The sequence below is a fragment of the Rhodococcus sp. LW-XY12 genome, from assembly GCF_019317345.1.
Taxonomy (GTDB): Bacteria; Actinomycetota; Actinomycetes; order Mycobacteriales; family Mycobacteriaceae; genus Rhodococcus; species Rhodococcus pyridinivorans.
This window is the reverse complement of the sequence record NZ_CP079225.1, coordinates 1,978,551-1,998,212: the sequence shown is the minus strand read 5'-3', so window position 1 is coordinate 1,998,212 and position 19,662 is coordinate 1,978,551. Positions and strand designations below refer to the sequence as shown.

Below are 19,662 nucleotides of genomic sequence, written 5' to 3'. Positions count from 1 at the left end.
TCCTGTGTCTGTGGTGGAAAAGTCTCTGGGGGCGGCCCTGTCGCGCGGATGAGCTCGGGCCGCGATGCGACGGCCCCGACCAGGATCTCTCGATCGGAAGGTCGGGGCCGGGCAACGAATCAGGCCTCGGGGGCCGCGTCTGCTGCGGGGGCTACGTCCGCTGCGGGCGCCTCGGCGTCGGCGGCGGGGGTGGCCTGCGCGAGCAGCTCCTGCTCCCACTCGGCGAGAGGCTCGGCACCGGCCTCGGGCTTGGCCTCCGCGTCGCTGCTCTTGCCGGCGCGCGCCTGCAGGCCCTCGGCGACGGCGGAAGCGACGACCTTGGTCAGCAACGCCGCGGAACGGATCGCGTCGTCGTTGCCCGGGATCGGGTAGTCGACGAGGTCCGGATCGCAGTTGGTGTCGAGGATGGCGATGACCGGGATGTTCAGCTTGCGGGCCTCACCGACGGCGATGTGCTCCTTGTTGGTGTCGACGACCCAGATCGCCGACGGAACCTTCGCCATGTCGCGGATGCCGCCGAGGGTGCGCTCCAGCTTGTTCTTCTCACGCGTGAGCATGAGGATTTCCTTCTTGGTGCGTCCCTCGAAGCCGCCGGTCTGCTCCATCGACTCGAGCTCCTTCAGGCGCTGCAGGCGCTTGTGAACGGTCGAGAAGTTGGTGAGCATGCCGCCGAGCCAGCGCTGGTTCACGTAGGGCATGCCCACGCGGGTGGCCTCTTCGGCGATGGATTCCTGAGCCTGCTTCTTGGTGCCGACGAACAGCACGGTTCCACCGTGAGCGACGGTCTCCTTGACGAACTCGTACGCCTTGTCGATGTACGTCAGGGTCTGCTGCAGGTCGATGATGTAGATGCCGTTGCGGTCGGTGAAGATGAACCGCTTCATCTTCGGGTTCCAGCGACGGGTCTGGTGTCCGAAGTGGGCGCCGCTGTCGAGCAGCTGCCGCATAGTCACAACAGGCATGCCTGTTTCTCTCTTTCGTGTCGGTTTCCGCGGTGGATCTTCCGATCCCCGCCCTGGCGCCCACATGCCCGTCGAACCCTTGCGGGACCGGCCGACGGCCATTTCCGATGCGGCCCGGAGAAACGGGTCGGCATCGATGCGCGGACGCGCGAAGTCGATCTGCGTATACAGACCGCCCGACAAGTGTACGCGGAGCAGGCGCGGATCCCTAACCGGGAGTCACCGGACCTGTGGACGGATCCGGAGTTGTCCACAGATCGCGTCGCCCCCTGGTGCGCAGCGACTCCGATTCACGAGGCTGGCGGGCATGCTCCTCACCGCTCCCCTCCGGTCGCTCGCCGTCGTGATCGCCGCGGTCGTCGTGCTCACCGCTGCGCCGGGACCCGGATCGGCCGACGCCGGACGGTTCGTGTGGCCGCTCGATCCCCGGCCGGTCGTGAGCCGGCAGTTCGACCCGCCCGAGCAGAACTGGCTCCCCGGTCACCGCGGTGTCGACCTCGACGCACACGTGGGGCAGACCGTCGTGGCCGCCGGTGACGGCGTCGTCGCGTTCGCCGGTGTCGTGGCCGGGAAGCCTGTGGTCTCCGTCGATCACGAGGGCGGGCTGCGCACCACCTACGAGCCGGTGGAGGCGGCGGTCGCCGCGGGTCGCCGGGTGACGAGGGGCGATCCCATCGGCACCGTCGTCGCCGGTCACGATAGCTGCGCCTCCCCCGCATGCCTGCACTGGGGACTCCGACGCGGCCGCGACGACTATCTCGACCCGCTGCCCCTCGTCGAGCGCCCGGTGATCCGCCTGCTGCCGGTATGAGACGTCCCGGGGCCCGTGCGCCCCGCCTGGCGCACTGCGTGTCGACCCGACTAGCGCCCCGCGTGTCGACCCGACTAGCGCCCCGCGTGTCGACCCGACAGTGCAGGGAAGTCGTCGGCGACCATCGCGGCGAGTTCGACGAACGCCGTGCGTGTCGCGGGGCGGAGGCGTTCGAGATCGATCTCGGCTCCCTCGGCGAGATGCTCGTCGAAGGGCAGCACCTTCACCGCCCGGCACCGCGCGAGGAAATGCGCGGTCAGCGCGTCCATGTCGATGCTCGCCGCACCCGGGCGCGGCGAGCTGATCACCACGACCGTGCGTTCGACCAGGTCGGAGTAGCCGTGCGCCTGCAGCCAGTCGAGGGTCGCCGCCGCACTGCGGGCCGCGTCGACCGCAGGTGAGGCGACGAGGACGAGGGTGTTCGCCAGGTCCAGCACGCCCCGCATAACCGATTGCATGATCCCGGTCCCGCAGTCGGTGAGGATCACGTTGTAGTAGACCTGCAGAATGCCGACGACGCGGCGGTAGTCCTCCTCGCTGAACGCTTGGGAGGCAGCGGGATCGCGTTCGCTCGCGAGCACTTCGAGCCGGCTCGGCGCCTGGGAGGTGTGGGCACGCACGTCCGAGTACCGGCGGATGTTCGACGCGTTCGCGAGCAGGTCCCGCACCGTCGAGGTGGTCTGCTGCGGAATTCTCTGCCCGAGGGTGCCGAAGTCCGGATTCGCGTCGACGGCGATGACGCAGTCGCCGCGCAGCGACGCGAACGTCGACCCGAGCCCGACGGTCGTGGTGGTCTTTCCCACCCCGCCCTTCAGCGACAGCACCGCGATCCGGTAGTCGCCCGGGATCGGCTGGCGGATCCGGGCGACGAGCTCCTCGCGGCGCTCACTGCCTCCTCCGTCGAGCCTGCCGCCGGTCAGCCGGTCGACCCGCTCCCGCCACCGCCGCGTGGAACGTCGTGACCTGCGGACGAGCACTCCCGACGCGAGGTCGACATTCGACGGCTGATGGTCGAACCGCTGGGCCTCGTGTTGCAGGTCGTCGACCGGAGCGTCCGTTCGCGCCGGTAGCGGGCCCGAGACCTCGGGTTCGACCGGTCCAAGAGCGACCTCCGTAGTTTCCGGGCCCGACACCTCAGGTGCAGGTGCAGGTGCAGGTGCAGGTGCAGGTGCAGGTGCCACAGTGTCGGGCTGCGTCTCCATGGCTTCGGGTGCCGCTTCCGAGAAGACGGGCTCAGGCTCGGGTTCGGTCACGGCTTCCGGAACCACCGCATCGGTCGCTGCCGAGACCGCCGCCTCGGGCTCCGACGATGGGAGCACCGGATTCTCGGGTCGCGCCGGTTTGTGCGCGACGAGCGGTTCGGACGCCTCCGGCTCCGGGTCGTCTGCGCTGATCCGGGGCCGCAACGCCATGCCGAGAGGCACGGAGGCCGTCATCTCGATCGGAGCGGAGGCAGTGGGCGGAATCGCACCGTCGCCAGGCGAAGTGGAGGAGCCGAGCGTCTCGGCGACTCTGGCCGCGCGGCGGAGGCCGCGGCGCGCGTGGTCGGTTCCGGATTCCGGTGGGTCCTGCAGCCAGGCGGGCACGGCAGGACCCGGTTCGTTGCGTCTCATCTGTTCCCCCGATTCGATGGTGCCGGCGCACGCTATCAAACCGGGACGGCTTCTCGGGCAGGCCGATCAGGCGCGGGGATGAGCCTGATCGTGCGCGGCGCGCAGACGCGCCACCGACACGTGGGTGTAGAGCTGCGTGGTGGCCAGACTCGAATGGCCCAGCACCTCCTGGACCACGCGCAGGTCCGCTCCCCCTTCGAGCAGGTGCGTCGCAGCACTGTGCCGCAGGCCGTGCGGTGCGAGGTCGGGTGCGCCCGGCACCGACGAGACGGCGTCGTGCACCACAGACCGGACCTGCCGCTGATCGATCCGGCCACCACGCTTGCCCAGCAGCAGCGCCGCACCCGACGACGGTCGTGCGAGATGCGGGCGTCCGTGACGCAGCCACGCGTCGAGCGCCTCTGCCGCGGGACCTCCGTAGGGAACGATCCGTTCCTTGTCGCCCTTGCCGAGAACCCGGACGACCCGCCGCTCGGCGTCGACGTCGTCGATGTCGACCGCGCACAGCTCACCGACCCGGATTCCGGTGGCATAGAGCAGCTCGACGATCACCCGGTCACGCAGTGCGACGGGATCGAGTTCACGCGCACCGGATTTCGCGGCCTCCATGATCTCCAGTGCCTGGTCGTCGCGGAGCACGGCGGGCAGGGAGCGGTGCGGACGTGGCGAGACCAGACGCGTCGCCGGATCGGCGTCGAGTCGGCGGGTGCGTACGAGCCATGCCGTGAAGACGCGTGCCGACGAGGTGCGCCGCGCGAGCGTGGTGCGGGCCGCTCCCGCCGCCACCATCCCGGCGAGCCAGGATCGCAGCAGATCGAGGTCGAGGTCGGTGATGCGCGCATCGGGATTCCGGTCGGCGAGGTGCTGCAACAGCGAACGGATGTCGGCGCGATAGGCGCGGATCGTGTGTTCCGAGCGGTTGCCTTCGAGGCGGAGGTGGTCGACGAAGTCCTCGAGGTGCACGTCCAGCGTCGCGGGGAGCATGTCGGATTCCTTGCCTCGCATGGGTCTACCGTGCGGCACGACCGCCTCGGGTGCAACGGCCCGCGCCGACTAAGGTGCTTTCGTGAACAAAACGATCCCGGTACCGATGTTGTGCGCCCTGGCGTTGCTGTCGGCGATCGCGCCGCTCGCCACGGACATGTACCTCCCGGGACTTCCCGTCATGGCGGAGAGCCTGGGCAGTTCGACCGTCGGCGTCCAGCTCACACTCACGACGTTCATGGCGGGTCTCGGACTCGGCCAGCTGCTCGTGGGTCCCCTGTCGGACGGCTGGGGCCGTCGACGGCTGATCCTCGCCGGCACGATCGTCCTGGCGGTGAGCAGCGCGATCTGCGCGATGGCACCCACCGTCGAGATCCTGATCGCTGCGCGTCTGGTCCAGGGCTTCAGCGGCGGCACCGGCATCGTCCTCGCCCGGGCGGTCATCGCCGACCGGGCGCGAGGCAATCAGGCCGCCAAGCTGTTCAGCCTGATGATGATCATCGGTGGCATCGCGCCCGTCGCCGCTCCTCTGCTCGGTGGTGTGCTGCTTGGACCGATCGGATGGCGCGGCATCTTCTGGGTGCTCACGGGCCTGGCCGTCCTGATGGCCGTCGGCGCCTTCGCATTCGTCCCGGAGACCCTGCCGCCGGAGGAGCGGCACGGCGGCGGTCTGAAGACGATGGCCGGCAACTTCGGGTACGTCCTCCGGCAGCGACGCTTCGTCGGTTACGCCGCCGCGATGGCCCTGGGCTTCGGCGCCATGTTCTCGTACATCTCGGCCTCGCCGTTCGTCACCCAGAACATCCTCGGTCTGAGCCCCGGCCAGTTCTCGATGGTGTTCGCCGTGAACTCGGCCGGTCTCGTGCTGGCCAATGCCGTCAACACCCGCCTCATCGGCCGGTTCGAGGTGCGGACACTGCTGCTCTTCGGTGTGACCGTGCGCCGTGAGGCGCTTGCTGTTCGAGCGGAGGTGAGAGACCTTTGCCTTGAGCCTGGCCGTAGCCAGGAGTCTATGAAGCTGGGGGCAGCCTGACCGGGGAGACGCCCGGGAGGGTGGGAGCAGCCCTGACAAAGCCGTGTCGCGTCAGCACCGCTGGATGACGTGGGCGCGGCGAGCGATGCCGAAGAGGTATACGCGAGGAACCGGTGTCATCACCTGTCTTGACGTATAACCGCCTCTAACCCTGCGGATTTGGGGCGGGCGCGGTGAGCTGTCTGCCGGAGTGACGGGCAGGCAGACCGTCCGGGGGACGAGTTACTTTTCCCGGGCGGGGCCGGCGGCGAAGGACTACGGAGTAGTCGCCGGTGGGTGCCGCAGGCAGATAGCCGGGTGCCTCCTTCGGTGAGCGAACAGCGAGTGAACACGGGAAGGTTCTCGGATCTGCCACGACCGTGGTGCAGCCGGTGCTGCGGGGTGGCTGGGTGCGTCGTCCACCGACCGATCCGGGAGCTGGCGGAGCCGCCGTAGTACTGCGAGTCCGGGAGAGCCGGACACATCGGGAAGGGCGGCAGCGACAATGGATAGGAGGTACTGCGATGGCGCAAGACGCGTCGGTGAACTCCGGCGCCGGGCCTCGGGCGGATATCGCCCGGGATCGGGTAGCGCGGACGCAGATCAAGTATCACCGGTGGGCCAAGACCGACCGCAGTGCGCGGTTCGGGGACTTGTTCAACCTCGTGTCCCACCCGGACTATCTTCGGATGGCCTGGTCGGTGGTGGCACGCAACAAAGGAGCTCGCACTGCTGGGATCGACGGTGCGACAGTGCACCGGATCGAACAGCGCGGCGAGGTCCAGGCGTTCTTGTCCGGGATCGCCGCAAGCATCGAGGACGGCACGTATCGGCCCGCGCCGGTGCGGCGGGTGCTCATCCCCAAACCGGGCGGCAAGTCCCGCCCGTTGGGGATCCCCACCGTGACCGACCGGGTCGTGCAACAGTCGTTGAAGATGGTGCTGGAACCGATCTTCGAGGCCGACTTTCTGCCGGTCTCATACGGTTTCCGGCCGAAGCGGCGAGCCCACGATGCGGTCGCCGAGATCCATTACTACGCCCAACGCGGGTACCGGTGGGTGCTGGACGCGGACATCGAAGGATGTTTCGACCACATCGATCACCGGGCATTACTCGCACGGGTGCGGGCACGGATCACGGACAAGAAGACCGTCGCATTGGTGCGGGCGTTCCTCAAGGCCGGGGTGCTCGATGAGCTCGGCCGCCAGGGCGGCACCGATGCGGGAACGCCTCAGGGCGGGATCATTTCACCGCTGCTGGCCAACATCGCGTTGTCCGCTCTGGACGAGGCGATCATGGCTCCGTGGCAACCCGGTGGCGATCAGGCCACGCAGTGGGCTCGTCGCAAACGGGTGCGTAGCGGGATGGGCAACTGGCGGATCGTGCGCTACGCGGACGATTTCGTCATCATGACCAACGGCAGCAGAGATGACGTACTCGCCTTGAAAGAACAAGTCACCGAGGTGCTCGGCGGGATCGGACTCCGTTTGTCCGAGACCAAAACCCGCATCACGCACCTCGAGCATGGGATCGACTTCCTCGGCTTCCACCTCCAGTGGAGGCAACGACGAGGAGGCGGAAAGTGGTACTGCATGACCTTCATCGCCGACAAGGCGTTTCGATCGATCAAGCAGACCATCCGCCAGTTGACCCCACGCCGGTCTCCTCGGCCCCTGACGGCTGTGATCGTCGAGGTCAACGCGGCACTGCGTGGCTGGACCTACTATTTCCGCCACGCGCTGGCCGGGCGACGGTTTTCCTTCCTCCGGTATTTCACCTGGCGAAGGTTCGTGGCCTGGCAGCGCGAGCAGCGTCGTTGGAACTGGTCCAAGGTCAAACGATGGCTCCGCCGTTCCGACGGCAGTTGGAGACCCATCGCGACCTCGGATGCGGTCCTGTTCGATCCCACTCGAGTGCGGATCGAACGCTACTGGTACCGCGGGACGAAGATCCCCAGTCCCTACGACCCGATCATGGCTGCCTGACCGGCACCATCGTCGTGGAGAGCCCGTTGCGTTGAAAGGCGCACGGCGGGTTCGGCGGGAGGCCCGGGGAAACGGAGCAGCAGCAATGCCGCCACCGCGCCCCGGGTCCACCCAACACCATGTTCACGGCGGGCGCCCTGCTGTTGCTGACGATGGTCGTCGTCGGCTACGTCGCGGCGCTGATCCTGCCGCTGCTGTTCGTCGCGATCAGCATGATGGGCCTGACGCTGGGCAACGCCACCGCGCTGGCCCAGTCGCAGGTCCCGAAGGCGGCCGGTACGGGCTCCGCCGTGATCGGCGCCTCCCAGTTCGGTCTCGCCGCCGTGGTCTCCCCCCTCGTCGGGCTCGGCGGCGAAGGCACAGGTATCCCGATGGCCGTCGCCATCGTCGTGTGCTCGGGACTCGCGCTCACCTCCGCTGCGGTGCTGGCGCGTGACTCGGCCGCGGTGCCGGCGCGCGAGTCCTCGAGCTGACGCGAACCGCCGCCGTCAGTTGCTCTCGACGGCCGCGAGTTCGCTCTTCCATACGCGGAAGCCCTCCTCGGTGCGTCCGCGACGCCAGTAACCCGAGATCGACGCGCGTGCCGGCGGTACGGCCCGTTCCTTCCGCAGGTACGGCCGGATGTGCTTCATGACGGCCTCGGCCTCACCGTGCACGAAGACCTGCACGTCGCCGCCCGGCCAGGGCAGGGCCTTCACCGCTGCGACGAGCGGCGAGTTGCCGTCGATCAGGTCGGCACCGGCGTCACCGGCCGCGACACCGCGATGGAGCCACGTGATGTCCACACCCGCCGGCGCGTCGAGTTTCAGTTCGTCGCCTGGACCGATGACCTCCAGGAAGACCGCGCCCCGCGCGTCGGCGGGCAGGTCCTCGAGCGCAGTCGCGATCGCAGGGATCGCGGTCTCGTCGCCGGCGAGCAGATGGAAGTCGGCGGAGCGATCGGGCCGGTATCCCGCGCCGGGTCCCCGCACCACGACCTGCGTGCCCGGTTGCACCGAGTGAGCCCACGGCCCCGCGACACCCTCGTCGCCGTGCACGACGAAGTCGATCCAGATCTCCCCGGCGTCCGGGTCCACGCGCCGGACGGTGTAGGTGCGGACGACCGTCTCGTCCCCCGCGGGCAGCTCGATCTTCACGTAGCTGTCGGTCTCCGCACGGGCCTGGAACTCGCCGAAGCCGTCTCCGCCGAGCACCACGCGGACGAAGTGCTCGCCGATCGCCTCGGTCCGCAGAACCGTGAGTGTCGTCCCCATGGGCGCTTTCCGTGCCACCGAACCTCCTATTAGGGTTACCTATCTCGCGTCACCGTACTCTGTCGCGGGGTGCGGCGGGGAGGTCACGATCGGCGAGGCTCTAGGCTCGAGAACATGAGCACCACCGCGGCCGACATCGCCACATGGATGACCGACATCATCACCACCGAACGCAGGGTCACCCAGACCGACATGGTCGACGCGATCGAGGCCAAGTTCGGCTCCGAGTGGATCTACGTGAACGACAACGGCCACCCCTCGATCGACCGCGCCGTCCTCAAGGAGTTCCGCAAGGCCCACCGCGGTGCCGTGAAATGGGACCGCGAGGACCGCGCTTGGTACGTCGAGGACGAGCCGACCGCCGACACCTCGGCCGAGTAGGCGGTCCTCCTCCGAATTCACCCTCGCGCGTCCCCGCGAAACGTCTCGGAGTCTGTGAACATACGGTCACGACTCCTTCGCGCGACCGTCTCCGGCACCGCCGGGCGGATCGGCGCGTCGGCGGCAGGTCGGAGGGCGCCGGGTGGACATCGAGAACGTGCGGGAACCTACCGTTCCCGCTCGCGAACTGGCGACGATCTGTGTGCTGGCGATCGTGGCCGGCGCCGTCATCGGCGTCGTCGGCGGGGCCTTCCGCTGGTGCCTGGAACGGCTCGAGCGATGGCGGATCCACACCGCGGAGTGGGCGCACGAACTTCCCGGTCCGGGATGGCTCGTGCCGGTGGGAATCACGATCCTTGGCGCTCTGCTCGCAGCGCTGATCGTCCGGATGGTCCCCCTCGCCTCGGGTAGCGGAATCCAGCACGTCGAAGCCGTCGACCGCGGGCAGGCCGAGCCCCCACCTCTGTCGGTGCTGCCCTCCAGATTCGTCGGGGCGCTCCTGTCGATCGGGTCGGGTCTCGTCCTGGGACGGGAGGGCCCGATCGTGCACATGGGTGCCGCGGTGGGCGCCGAGACCGCACGCTGCGCCCGGCGTCCCGAGCACGAACGTCTGCTGCAGACCTCGGTGTCCGGTGCCGGACTCGCGGTCGCGTTCAATGCCCCGATCGGCGGTGCGCTGTTCGTCTTCGAGGAGGTCACCGGCAGCTTCCGTTTCCGCACGGTCGTACCCGTCGTCCTGTCGGTGGCCGCCGCGGTGGTGTGCTCGCGGACGATCGTCGGCGACACCCCCGACTTCGCCGTGGACCCCATCGCTCCCCCGTCGATCGTCCTGCTGCCCGTGTTCGTGGTGTTCGGTCTGCTCACCGGACTGCTCGGCGCGGCCTACAACCGGATGGTCCTGGGCTCGCTGAGCGTGGTGGAGTCGGTCCGGTCGCTCTCACCGGTGATGAAGGCTGCAATCATCGGCGGACTCGTCGGGTTGTTGTCCGTGGTCGCACCGTGGGCCGGCGGTGGCGGCGACTCCCTCGTCCAGCACGTGGTGAGCGGTGGTGCGCTCGCACTGCCGGTGGTCGCCTGGTACGTCCTGCTGCGGTTCGTCGCCGGCCCGCTGTCGTACGCGGCCGGGACACCGGGCGGACTGTTCGCGCCGCTCCTCGCACTGGGCGCTCTCTGGGGTCTGTTGTGCGCCGGGATCTGTACCGCGATCGTCCCCGGGATCGGGTCGTCCCTGGCCGTGCCGATGGCCATCGCGGGGATGGCCGCTCTCTTCGGCGCGTCGGTGCGGGCCCCGATCACCGGAGTCGTCCTCGTCGTGGAGATGACCGCGGCGACGGGAGTGACGGTCCCGATGCTCGCCGCGACGATCTGCGCCGTCGTCGTGGCGTATTCCACGCGGGTCCCGCCCATCTACGACAGCCTGCGCGACCGCATGTTCGGCACCCCTCCCGACCGGGGGTAGACCGCCCCGGGCGTCGATCCGCCGTCACGTCCGCCGCCACCCTCCGTCCGTCACCACCACCAGACCGTCGAGTTCGAGCAGGGGCAGCGCCGCCCGCACCCGCTCGATCGGCAGCCCCGCGGACTCGGCCACCATCGCCGGATCACAGACATCCGACGCCGGAAGCGCCTCGTAGACCAGGGCCATGTCGCCCGACAATCCGTCCAGGTCGCGGCGGAACAGGCCGTCGAGGTCGTCGTCCCCGCCCGCCAGCAGCGGACCGCACTCCTCGACGACGTCGCGCGCCGCGCCCACCAGACGCGCCTCGCCCTCCCTGATCATGCGGTGACAGCCCTGCGAGGCCGCCGAGGTCACCGGTCCGGGCACCGCCATGACAGGCCGCCCGAGTCGTCGCGCCCACGCCGCGGTGTTGCGCGCCCCGCTGCGCCAGCCCGCCTCGACGACGACCGTGCCGGCGGACAACCCCGCGATCAGCCGGTTGCGGGCGAGGAACCGGTACCGCGCCGGAGTCGTGCCCGGGGGATACTCGCTCACCACCAGACCCGATTCGGAGATCCGCCGCAACATCGTCGCGTGTGCCGCCGGATACGCCCGGTCGACACCGCAGGCCAGGATCGCGACGGTGGTGCCACCCACCCCGAGCGCCGCGCGGTGTGCGGCCGCGTCGACGCCGAAGGCCGCGCCGGACACGACCGTCCATCCGTCGGCGGCGAGATCCCCGGCGATCTCGGCGGTGACGTGCTCCCCGTAACCGCTCGCGGCGCGGGTCCCGACGATGCCGATCGCGCGTTCGGCGAGGTCGTCGATCCGCCGGCTCCCCCACACCCACAGCGCGAGGGGTGGCCCTTCGGCGTCGGTCGCGGTGTCGAGAGTGCCGAAGCCGAGCATCTGCCAGGCAGGCCATTCGTCGTCGTCGGGCGTGACCAGTCGCCCGCCGGCCCGTCCCAAACGATCGAGATCCCGTGCCGCGGTATCGAGGTGTGCCCGCACCGAGTACCGCGACGTGAGTTCGTCGAGGCCCGCACCCGACCGGATGGCGGCTGCCACCTCGAGTACACCCTCCGCTTCCACTGCCGCCGACAACGAACGCGACGCACCCTGTGCGACGGTCGACAGATAGGCCCAGGCCAGGCGCCGTTCGTCGCCGTGCCCGCTCATGCGACACCCCGATCCCGGAAGTCGAGTGCGGCAGCGACGTGCGTCGCCGTCGGCGAATCAGAACCGTCGAGGTCGCTCAGCGTCCACGCGACCCGCAGTGCCCGATCCGCTCCTCGCGCGGTGATGGCGCCCTTGCGCAGCGCCCATTCGACGGGTTCGAGCGCAGCACGTGGAAGACGGAACTTCTGCCGCAGAGCCGGCCCGGGCACCTCGGCGTTGGTGGCCCAGCCGTGCTCGGCCCACCGCTCGCGTGCCGCGGCTCTCGCCCGGGCGACGCGCGCCCGTACGTCGTCGGTGCTCTCGCCGGTCTCCCCCATCAACGCGCTGGTCGCGACGGCTTGCATCCGGACCCGCAGGTCGACGCGGTCGAGGAGCGGGCCCGACAGACGCCCCAGATAGCGGCGACGTGCGGTCGGCGCACACACGCAGTCGGCGTCGCGTGGTGGTGCGCACGGGCACGGGTTGGCGGCGAGGATCAGCTGGAAGCGGGCCGGATATCGCGCGACACCGTCCCGGCGGGCGATGCGCACCTCCCCGTCCTCGAGCGGCGTCCGCAGCGCTTCGAGTGTCTTCGTCCCCATCTCGGCGACCTCGTCGAGGAACAGCACGCCACGGTGTGCCCGGCTCACCGCGCCGGGTTTCGCCATGCCGGTACCGCCTCCGATCAGCGAACTTACCGACGCCGTGTGATGGGGCGCGATGAAGGGCGGTTCCGTCACGAGCGGCCGGTCGCTGGTGAGGGTGCCCGCCACCGAATGGATGGCCGTCACCTCGAGGGCGTGACTTTCGTCCAGGTCCGGCAGGATCCCCGGAAGTCGCTGCGCGAGCATTGTTTTCCCGATTCCCGGCGGGCCGGTCAACATCAGGTGGTGCGCGCCGGCCGCAGCGACCTCGATCGCGCGACGCGCTTCGTGCTGGCCGACCACTTCGCTGAGATCGCCGCGCACCGCCCGCGGTGGCAGCGCGCGCGGATCGGGCCGTTCGAGCGGACCGTCGCCCTGGAGCCAGAGCACCAACTCGCGCAGTGTCTCGGCGCCGTAGACGTCGATGCCGTCGACGAGCGCCGCTTCGGTCATCGTCGCGGTCGGCACCACCACGCGCGACCAGCCGTGTTTCTTCGCCGTGAGCACGGCGGGCAGCACACCGCGCACCGGCCTGACGCGCCCGTCGAGCGCGAGTTCGCCGAGCAGCACCGTCCGGGAGACGGCCTCGGTCGGCACGACATCCGCTGCGTCGAGCACCGCGCACGCCAGTCCGAGATCGTAGACACTGCCGACCTTCGGCAGCGTGGCCGGCGACAGTGCGAGCACGACCTTCGAATCCGGCCACTTGGCACCGGAATTCGACACGGCGGCGCGCACCCGGTCGCGCGACTCCTGGAGCGCGGTGTCGGGCAGCCCCACCATCGTCACGCCCGGCAGACCTCGCCCGATGTCGGCTTCGATCTCGACGACCTGCCCGTCGATCCCGGAGACGGCGACCGACCAGGCACGGCCGAGCGCCATCAGAGGACCTGCTTGCGATGGGTGATCTCCGGGGCGTGTCCCCACGCGAGCAGGACGGTGACCACATCGACGCGGATGTGCGACCAGCGGCGCGTCTGCTCGGACAGCCACTGTCCGGCGAGGCGACGGATCCGTTCGGCCTTCGCGGGCGTCACCGCCTCGGCGGGGGTGCCGTAGCCGGTGCCGGTGCGGGTCTTGACCTCGACGAAGACGACGGACGCGCCGTCCTGTGCGATGAGATCGAGTTCGCCGTATCGGCTGCGCCAGTTCCGTTCGAGCACGACCATGCCGGTCGACTCGAGGTATTCGGCGGCAAGATCCTCGCCTCGCGCGCCCAGATCCCGGTTGTGTGATGTCCGATTGGTCCCCTGCATGCCCCCACTGTGGAGGACCGGGGCACGCGGAATCGGGGTCCGAGCACGAAGATCGGGGAAACTGTGGATGAGTGCGGTGCCTGTGCACAACGGCGGGCGACGAGCCACGGAGAACGGCTCGGTGTCGGCGCCCCGGCTAGGATGCGGCCGCTGTGCGCAGGGTCATCCCCGAGGGCGTCAGCCCAGCTTGTCGGGCAGTCTCAGTTCGGGCTTGTCGAGCTCTTCGATGTTGACGTCCTTGAAGGTGATGACACGGACGTGCTTGACGAAGCGGGCGGGACGGTACATGTCCCACACCCAGGCGTCGGACATGCGCACTTCGAAGTACACTTCGCCGTTGGCGTTGTGCGGCAGCAATTCCACCGCGTTCGCCAGGTAGAACCGGCGTTCGGTCTCCACGACGTACGCGAACTGACCGACGATGTCCCGGTACTCCCTGTACAGCGAGAGTTCCATCTCGGTTTCGTACTTCTCGAGATCCTCGGCACTCATCGGTCTCGGTGTCCTCCCAGTCTGGTGTGTCCTGCAATCATCCCGCATCCGCCTCGTCGGTGAACAATCGACGCCCCAGGTCGTCTGCATACGATCGACGAACCAGGTCGTCGGCGAACAGCCGACGTCGCACTGCGGGCACTCCGCACACCGAGCGCACATTGGCCCACGACCGCCGGTGCTGCGGTGACGGGCCGTGCTCGGCCAACGCCGCCATGTGCGTCGGAGTGCTGTAGCCCTTGTGTACTGCGAAACCGTACTCCGGTAGCTCGCCGTCGAGGTCGACCATCATGCGATCGCGTGTGACCTTCGCGAGCACGCTGGCCGCCGCGATGCACGCGGCCGCCGCGTCGCCGCCGATCACGGGCAGCGACGGCGCGGGCAGTCCGGGCACCCGGAAGCCGTCGGTCAGCACGTAACCGGGCGGAGTCGACAGACCTGCCACCGCGCGTCGCATGCCTTCGATGTTGGCGACGTGGATGCCGATCGCGTCGACCTCCTCCGCGGGGATCACCACCACGCTCCACGCCCGGGCGCGTCGCACGATCACCGAGTACAACTCCTCGCGGATGCGTTCGGTGAGCTTCTTCGAATCGTCGAGCCGGTCGAGCGACGCGTGCGGCCGGTCGCCGAGCACGCACGCGGCGACGACGAGCGGCCCGGCGCAGGCACCGCGGCCGGCTTCGTCGACCCCCGCTACCGGACCGAGACCGCACCGCGCGAGCGCGGACTCCATGGTGCGCAGTCCGGAGGAGCGACGGATCACGGGTCGAGGTGGCCAAGCAGTCACGAGGGAAGGATCTCCGGTGAGTCGATGAGGCCCCATCGGCCGGGAGGCAGCACGATGAAGCGGGCTTTTCCGATGACATTGTCCAGCGGGATAGAGCCCTGGTGCTCGTCCCCGACGTGGTAGCGCGAGTCGGCCGAGTTACTGCGGTTGTCGCCCATCACCCAGACGTGGTCCTCGGGCACGGTGACGGGCCCGAAGCAACGCCCGGAGGGGACCTCGGTCTCGCAGGTGACGACACCCGGGGTGAACGGGAAGTCCATGGTCACGTACGGCTCGTCGAGCGGGACACCGTCGACGAGGACGCGGCCCTGGTCGTCGCAGCATTCCACCGTCTGCCCGCCGGTCGCGATCACGCGCTTGACGAGGTCGTTCTCGTCCGGCGGCACGACGCCGACGAGCGAACCGATCTCCTGCAGTCCCCGCACGACGACGTTGTCGGAACGGGTCGAGGTGTAGCCGGCCGACCACGAGTCGGGGCCTTCGAAGACGATGACGTCGCCGGGACGGGGGTCGGTGAAGCGGTATCCCACCTTCTCGACGACGATGCGGTCGCCGGTGCAGCCCGGGCAGCCGTGCAGTGTCGGCTCCATCGACTCCGAGGGGATGAGATAGACCCGCGCCACGAAGGTCTGCAGCAGGAAGCTCAGGGCCAGTGCGACGACGACCAGGATCGGCAGTTCACGCCAGAACGACTTCTGCTTCTTCGCCTTCGGGGCGGTGTCCTTCGCTGCGGGGTCCTCGCGCCGGTGGTGTGCACCGTCGGCTCGATCGCTCCGAGCCGAACCTCGAACATCGTTGCGGTTCACATCCGGTCGAGCCGGATCGTGCGGGGAATCTGCCACCTCGACAGACTAGCGTCTGCGGCACGGCGGCCCGCCGAGGACGACCGTCGACCGGACGGGAGAGGGACAGACCGCTGCCCACAACGACGACGACCCGGCCGGGACGGAAGTCCGGGCCGGGTCGTCGGATGCTGTATCGGGTGGCTCGGGAGCCGTGCCGAGCAGCCCGAGGGGCTGGTCAGCGGCCGAAGATCAGCGCTTCTCCTTGATCTTGGCAGCCTTGCCGCGCAGCTCACGCAGGTAGTAGAGCTTCGCGCGACGGACGTCGCCACGGGTCAGCACGTCGATCTTGGCGAGGTTGGGGCTGTGGACCGGGAAGGTGCGCTCCACGCCGACGCCGAAGGAAACCTTGCGGACGGTGAAGGTCTCGCGGATGCCGCCGCCCTGGCGCCGGATCACGACGCCCTTGAAGACCTGCACACGCTCCTTGCTGCCCTCGATGACCTTGACGTGCACGTCGAGAGTGTCGCCGGGACGGAAGTCCGGGATGTCGTCGCGCAGCGACTTGGCGTCCAGAAAGTCCAGGGTGTTCATCGGTTTTTCATCCTCTTGTTCGCTCGAGCAGAGGAACCTGGCGGCGACCGCCGTGTGGCGGGCTCGACCGGTTCGTGCCCAGGTCAGGTAGGCGTGCCCGAACGGGGCAACCCGTCCATTGTGCCAGACGGAACATCGATCGATGAAATCGGCGGTGGCGCCGGCTTGACGCGACGGTCCAGTTCGGCCTCGGTCGCGGTGCGCGAGTGCTCGACACTGCCCCGCACGGTTTCGAGCGTCGGTGCGCCCGCGACGAGATCCTGCACGAAGATCTTGGCGCGGATCACCGGGCGCCGCAGTCGACGTTCGCGTTCGAGCGCGCGCGCCATGCGACGGGGCCGCTTGCCGTACCGCCAGCGAGCCCAGGGCGCGCCGGGCCGGGAGAGCCGGATCGCGCCGACCCACAGCAGCGGAACGACGAACAGCCCCACCAGGCCCGTCCAGATCTTTCCTTTCGCCAGGACGATCGCGGCGAGCAGGAGGTTCACGAGCACAGCCACCACCAGTGCGGCCCGTCCGGCCCAATCACCGCTGTCCTCGAAGTTCGTGGTGTCCCCGAGTTCGAACGGTCGCAGACCGAGCAACCACATCCCGGTCACGGCGATCGCCACGAAGACGGCGTCGACGGACACCCGTCCCTGTTCTTCCCAGTACACGTCGTTCAGATAGAAGATCAACGCGAACTCGTCGAGTGTCAGTGCGGCGCCGACTCCGAAGAGCGCCGCGAGGATGCACGCGGCGACGCGGTTCGCGTCCTCCGAGATCGCGATCAGTCCCCCACCGGCGATCACCATCGTGACGACACCGAACACCACGTGGTGCACGTGCTGACCGCCCGGGGTGATGTTGCCGGGCCACCAGCGCACCTGCGCGCGGATCAACCGCACGCTGATCCGGATGAAGACGAACGCGGCCACGAAACCGAGCAGGAAGAACAGCAGCGGCAGGCGCCCCTGATCGACGATCTCGCGCCGCATCCAGTCGAGCATCACCGGATCACCCCGGCCACCGTGGATCTCATGTCCACAGCATTGCAGGAGTGACCCGGTGATTCGCGTCAGTTGTTGCCGAAACCGGCGCGTCGCAGGGCGTCGGCCAAGGATCCGGAGGCGGCCGGCGTCGAACGGCGGTCGCCGCCACGCCCCTGCTGCCCACGATTGCCCTGACCGCTGCGTCCACGACCGCCGCCCTGGTTGCCGCTGCCCTGACCTCCGGGGCGACGGCCACCTCCGCGCGGCTGGCCGCCCGACTTCTCGGCGCCCGGGGTGGGGACCTCGTCGTCGAGGCGCAGCGTCAGACCGATGCGCTGGCGCGCGACGTCGACCTCGAGAACCTTCACCTTGACGACCTCACCGGACCGGACGACGTCGTGCGGATCCTTCACGAAGCTGCGCGACATCGCGGAGACGTGCACGAGGCCGTCCTGGTGCACACCGACGTCGACGAACGCACCGAAGGCCGCGACGTTGGTGACCACTCCTTCGAGGACCATGCCGGGCCTCAGGTCGGCGACCTTCTCGACACCGGCGGCGAACGTCGCGGTCTTGAACTCCGGACGCGGGTCGCGGCCGGGCTTCTCGAGCTCGGAGATGATGTCGGTGACGGTCGGGACACCGAAGCGGTCGTCGGCGAACTCGTCGGCGCGCAGCTTCCGCAGGGTCGCGATGTTGCCGAGCAGTTCGCGGACGCTGCTGCCGGTCCGGTCGACGATCCGCCGCACCACCGGATACGCCTCGGGGTGCACCGCGGACGCGTCGAGCGGGTCGTCGCCGTTGGGGATGCGCAGGAAGCCCGCGCACTGTTCGAAGGCCTTCGGGCCGAGTCGCGGAACGTCCTCGAGCGCTCGCCGTGCACGGAACGGACCGTTCTGGTCGCGGTGGGCGACGATGCTCTCCGCGAGCGAGCCGGTGATACCCGAGACCCGCGACAGCAGCGGGACAGATGCCGTGTTGACGTCGACGCCAACGGCGTTCACCGCGTCCTCGACGACCGCGCCCAGCGACCGCGCGAGCATCGTCTCGGACACGTCGTGCTGGTACTGGCCGACCCCGATCGACTTCGGGTCGATCTTGACCAGTTCGGCGAGTGGATCCTGCAAGCGGCGCGCGATGGAGACCGCACCACGGATGGACACGTCGAGATCCGGGAGTTCCTTGGTGGCGTACTCGGAGGCCGAGTAGACGGACGCGCCCGCCTCGGACACCACGATCTTCGTCAGCCCGGGCACCTTCGCCAGCGACACGAGTTCGGCTGCGAGAGCGTCTGTCTCACGCGACGCCGTGCCGTTGCCGATGGCGATCAGTTCGACACCGTGCCGCGCGACCAGCGCGGCGAGCACCGCGAGGGCCTCGTCACGCTTGTTGTGCGGCTGATGCGGATAGATGGTGGCGTGGTCGACGACCTTGCCGGTCGCGTCGACGACGGCGACCTTCGTGCCGGTGCGGTAGCCGGGGTCGAGGCCCATCGTCGGTCGCGTTCCGGCCGGTGCGGCGAGCAGCAGGTCCTTGAGGTTGGCGGCGAAGACGTCGACCGCGTCCTTCTCGGCGGACTGCCGCAGCCGCATCCTGATGTCCAGCGACAGCGACATCTGCAGCTTGGTGCGCCACGCCCACCGCACAGTGTCGAGCAGCCACTTGTCGGCGGCGCGTCCCTCGTCGGCGATGTCGAAGCGCGTCGCGATCCGGCCCTCGTAGTAGGTGCGCTCACCGGGCACCGGCTCGTCGATCTCGGGATCGAACGACAGTGACAGCACCTCCTCCTTCTCGCCGCGCAGGAGGGCGAGAATGCGGTGCGAGGGCAGCTGGGTGAACGGTTCCGAGAACTCGAAGTAGTCGGAGAACTTCGCGCCGTCGTTCTCCTTGCCGGACCGCACGGTGGAGCTCACCTTGCCGCGCGTCCACATCGCCTCGCGGAGCTCGCCGACGAGGTCCGCGTCCTCGGCGAAGCGTTCGACGAGGATGGCGCGCGCACCGTCGAGCTGCTCGGAGGTGTATCCGGCGGGGTCGGTGGTGGGGTCGCCGATGAGCGCGTCGGCGACAGGTTCGTGACCGGCCTCGCGCGCGATCTGCGCCTTGGTGCGCCGCTTCGGCTTGAACGGCAGGTAGATGTCCTCGAGCCGCGCCTTGGTGTCGGCGAGCATGATCTGTCCGCGCAGCGTGTCGTCGAGCTTGCCCTGCGCCTCGATCGATTCGAGGATCGCGACACGGCGCTCGTCGAGTTCACGCAGATAGCGGAGGCGTTCCTCGAGGGTGCGCAGCTGGGCGTCGTCGAGCCCGCCGGTCGCCTCCTTACGGTAGCGCGCGACGAACGGCACGGTCGCGCCGCCGTCGAGCAGTCCCACGGCCGCAGCGACCTGGTCTTCGCGGACGTCGAGTTCCTGGGCGATCCGCTGGTTCACGGTGTCGAGTTCGGTCGTCACGTCGAACGACCCTACAGTTGCCGTCCCCCGCCCGCGCCTGTGACCGTGGGGCGCCTGCGCGCGTAACGGCACTCGCGCTCGCGAGCGGG

18 protein-coding genes and 1 pseudogene are annotated in these 19,662 nt (G+C 69.1%); 6 read left to right on the top strand and 13 right to left on the bottom strand.

What is annotated here, in order from left to right; translation table 11 throughout:
* Nucleotides 1-119: 119 nt before the first annotated feature.
* Entirely contained in the window at nt 120-962 is an 843-nt protein-coding gene (rpsB, locus tag KXC42_RS09420; protein ID WP_024100637.1) for a 30S ribosomal protein S2, read from the bottom strand.
* Between the two features lie 307 nt (nt 963-1,269).
* On the opposite strand from rpsB, the gene KXC42_RS09415 reads away from it, so the two are divergent.
* Nucleotides 1,270-1,773: a M23 family metallopeptidase gene (locus KXC42_RS09415; protein ID WP_219130241.1), complete on the top strand. Its 504-nt coding sequence runs from the start codon at nt 1,270-1,272 to the stop codon at nt 1,771-1,773.
* A 74-nt stretch (nt 1,774-1,847) separates the two neighbouring features.
* Here KXC42_RS09415 and KXC42_RS09410 read toward each other — a convergent pair whose 3' ends face one another.
* Nucleotides 1,848-3,386: a MinD/ParA family protein gene (locus KXC42_RS09410; RefSeq protein ID WP_219130240.1), complete on the bottom strand. Its 1,539-nt coding sequence runs from the start codon at nt 3,384-3,386 to the stop codon at nt 1,848-1,850.
* 66 nt (nt 3,387-3,452) lie between these two features.
* The gene (locus KXC42_RS09405) at nt 3,453-4,391 is read right to left on the bottom strand and encodes a tyrosine recombinase XerC (RefSeq protein ID WP_039586967.1); all 939 of its coding nucleotides are present in this window, start codon (nt 4,389-4,391) and stop codon (nt 3,453-3,455) included.
* An 85-nt stretch (nt 4,392-4,476) separates the two neighbouring features.
* On the opposite strand from KXC42_RS09405, the pseudogene KXC42_RS09400 reads away from it, so the two are divergent.
* From KXC42_RS09400 to KXC42_RS09390, 3 genes and pseudogenes are all read left to right on the top strand, one after another.
* Nucleotides 4,477-5,307: pseudogene (locus KXC42_RS09400) on the top strand (multidrug effflux MFS transporter); the annotation flags it as partial.
* A gap of 599 nt (nt 5,308-5,906) precedes the next feature.
* Nucleotides 5,907-7,367, top strand: coding sequence for a group II intron reverse transcriptase/maturase (gene ltrA, locus KXC42_RS09395; protein ID WP_219129438.1), 1,461 nt, complete (start codon nt 5,907-5,909; stop codon nt 7,365-7,367).
* 119 nt (nt 7,368-7,486) lie between these two features.
* The gene (locus tag KXC42_RS09390; RefSeq protein WP_373922188.1) at nt 7,487-7,840 is read left to right on the top strand and encodes a hypothetical protein; all 354 of its coding nucleotides are present in this window, start codon (nt 7,487-7,489) and stop codon (nt 7,838-7,840) included.
* A gap of 15 nt (nt 7,841-7,855) precedes the next feature.
* Here the strand turns inward: KXC42_RS09390 and KXC42_RS09385 are convergent, their stop codons facing one another.
* On the bottom strand, nt 7,856-8,620 hold the full coding sequence (locus KXC42_RS09385) for a siderophore-interacting protein (RefSeq protein ID WP_033096505.1): 765 nt from the start codon (nt 8,618-8,620) through the stop codon (nt 7,856-7,858).
* A gap of 114 nt (nt 8,621-8,734) precedes the next feature.
* Between KXC42_RS09385 and KXC42_RS09380 the strand changes: the two genes are divergently transcribed.
* Entirely contained in the window at nt 8,735-9,001 is a 267-nt protein-coding gene (locus KXC42_RS09380) for a hypothetical protein (RefSeq protein ID WP_006550968.1), read from the top strand.
* A 142-nt stretch (nt 9,002-9,143) separates the two neighbouring features.
* Nucleotides 9,144-10,460 (top strand): ClC family H(+)/Cl(-) exchange transporter, encoded by a 1,317-nt coding sequence (locus KXC42_RS09375; RefSeq protein ID WP_033096504.1) that lies wholly within the window; start codon nt 9,144-9,146, stop codon nt 10,458-10,460.
* A 24-nt stretch (nt 10,461-10,484) separates the two neighbouring features.
* Here the strand turns inward: KXC42_RS09375 and dprA are convergent, their stop codons facing one another.
* The 9 genes from dprA to KXC42_RS09330 all read right to left on the bottom strand — a co-directional run bounded on the left by dprA (nt 10,485) and on the right by KXC42_RS09330 (nt 19,573).
* Entirely contained in the window at nt 10,485-11,618 is a 1,134-nt protein-coding gene (gene dprA / locus KXC42_RS09370) for a DNA-processing protein DprA (protein ID WP_200359959.1), read from the bottom strand.
* Nucleotides 11,615-13,123: a YifB family Mg chelatase-like AAA ATPase gene (locus KXC42_RS09365; RefSeq protein WP_006550965.1), complete on the bottom strand. Its 1,509-nt coding sequence runs from the start codon at nt 13,121-13,123 to the stop codon at nt 11,615-11,617. Before KXC42_RS09365 ends, dprA begins: the two co-directional genes overlap by 4 nt.
* Complete coding sequence (locus KXC42_RS09360) at nt 13,123-13,497, bottom strand: YraN family protein (protein ID WP_219130239.1); 375 nt, start codon at nt 13,495-13,497, stop codon at nt 13,123-13,125. The genes KXC42_RS09365 and KXC42_RS09360 overlap by 1 nt, the downstream gene beginning before the upstream one ends.
* A 177-nt stretch (nt 13,498-13,674) precedes the next feature.
* Complete coding sequence (locus KXC42_RS09355; RefSeq protein WP_006550963.1) at nt 13,675-13,989, bottom strand: DUF2469 domain-containing protein; 315 nt, start codon at nt 13,987-13,989, stop codon at nt 13,675-13,677.
* 37 nt (nt 13,990-14,026) lie between these two features.
* Nucleotides 14,027-14,779 (bottom strand): ribonuclease HII, encoded by a 753-nt coding sequence (locus tag KXC42_RS09350; RefSeq protein WP_024100630.1) that lies wholly within the window; start codon nt 14,777-14,779, stop codon nt 14,027-14,029.
* Nucleotides 14,776-15,585, bottom strand: coding sequence for a signal peptidase I (lepB, locus tag KXC42_RS09345; protein ID WP_039586960.1), 810 nt, complete (start codon nt 15,583-15,585; stop codon nt 14,776-14,778). The genes KXC42_RS09350 and lepB overlap by 4 nt, the downstream gene beginning before the upstream one ends.
* A gap of 228 nt (nt 15,586-15,813) precedes the next feature.
* Entirely contained in the window at nt 15,814-16,155 is a 342-nt protein-coding gene (gene rplS / locus KXC42_RS09340) for a 50S ribosomal protein L19 (RefSeq protein WP_006550960.1), read from the bottom strand.
* An 83-nt stretch (nt 16,156-16,238) separates the two neighbouring features.
* Nucleotides 16,239-17,144 carry a hypothetical protein gene (locus tag KXC42_RS09335; protein ID WP_024100629.1) on the bottom strand — a complete coding sequence of 302 codons (906 nt, stop codon included), beginning with the start codon at nt 17,142-17,144 and terminating at the stop codon, nt 16,239-16,241.
* Between the two features lie 68 nt (nt 17,145-17,212).
* Entirely contained in the window at nt 17,213-19,573 is a 2,361-nt protein-coding gene (locus KXC42_RS09330; protein WP_039586959.1) for a Tex family protein, read from the bottom strand.
* Nucleotides 19,574-19,662: the final 89 nt, after the last annotated feature.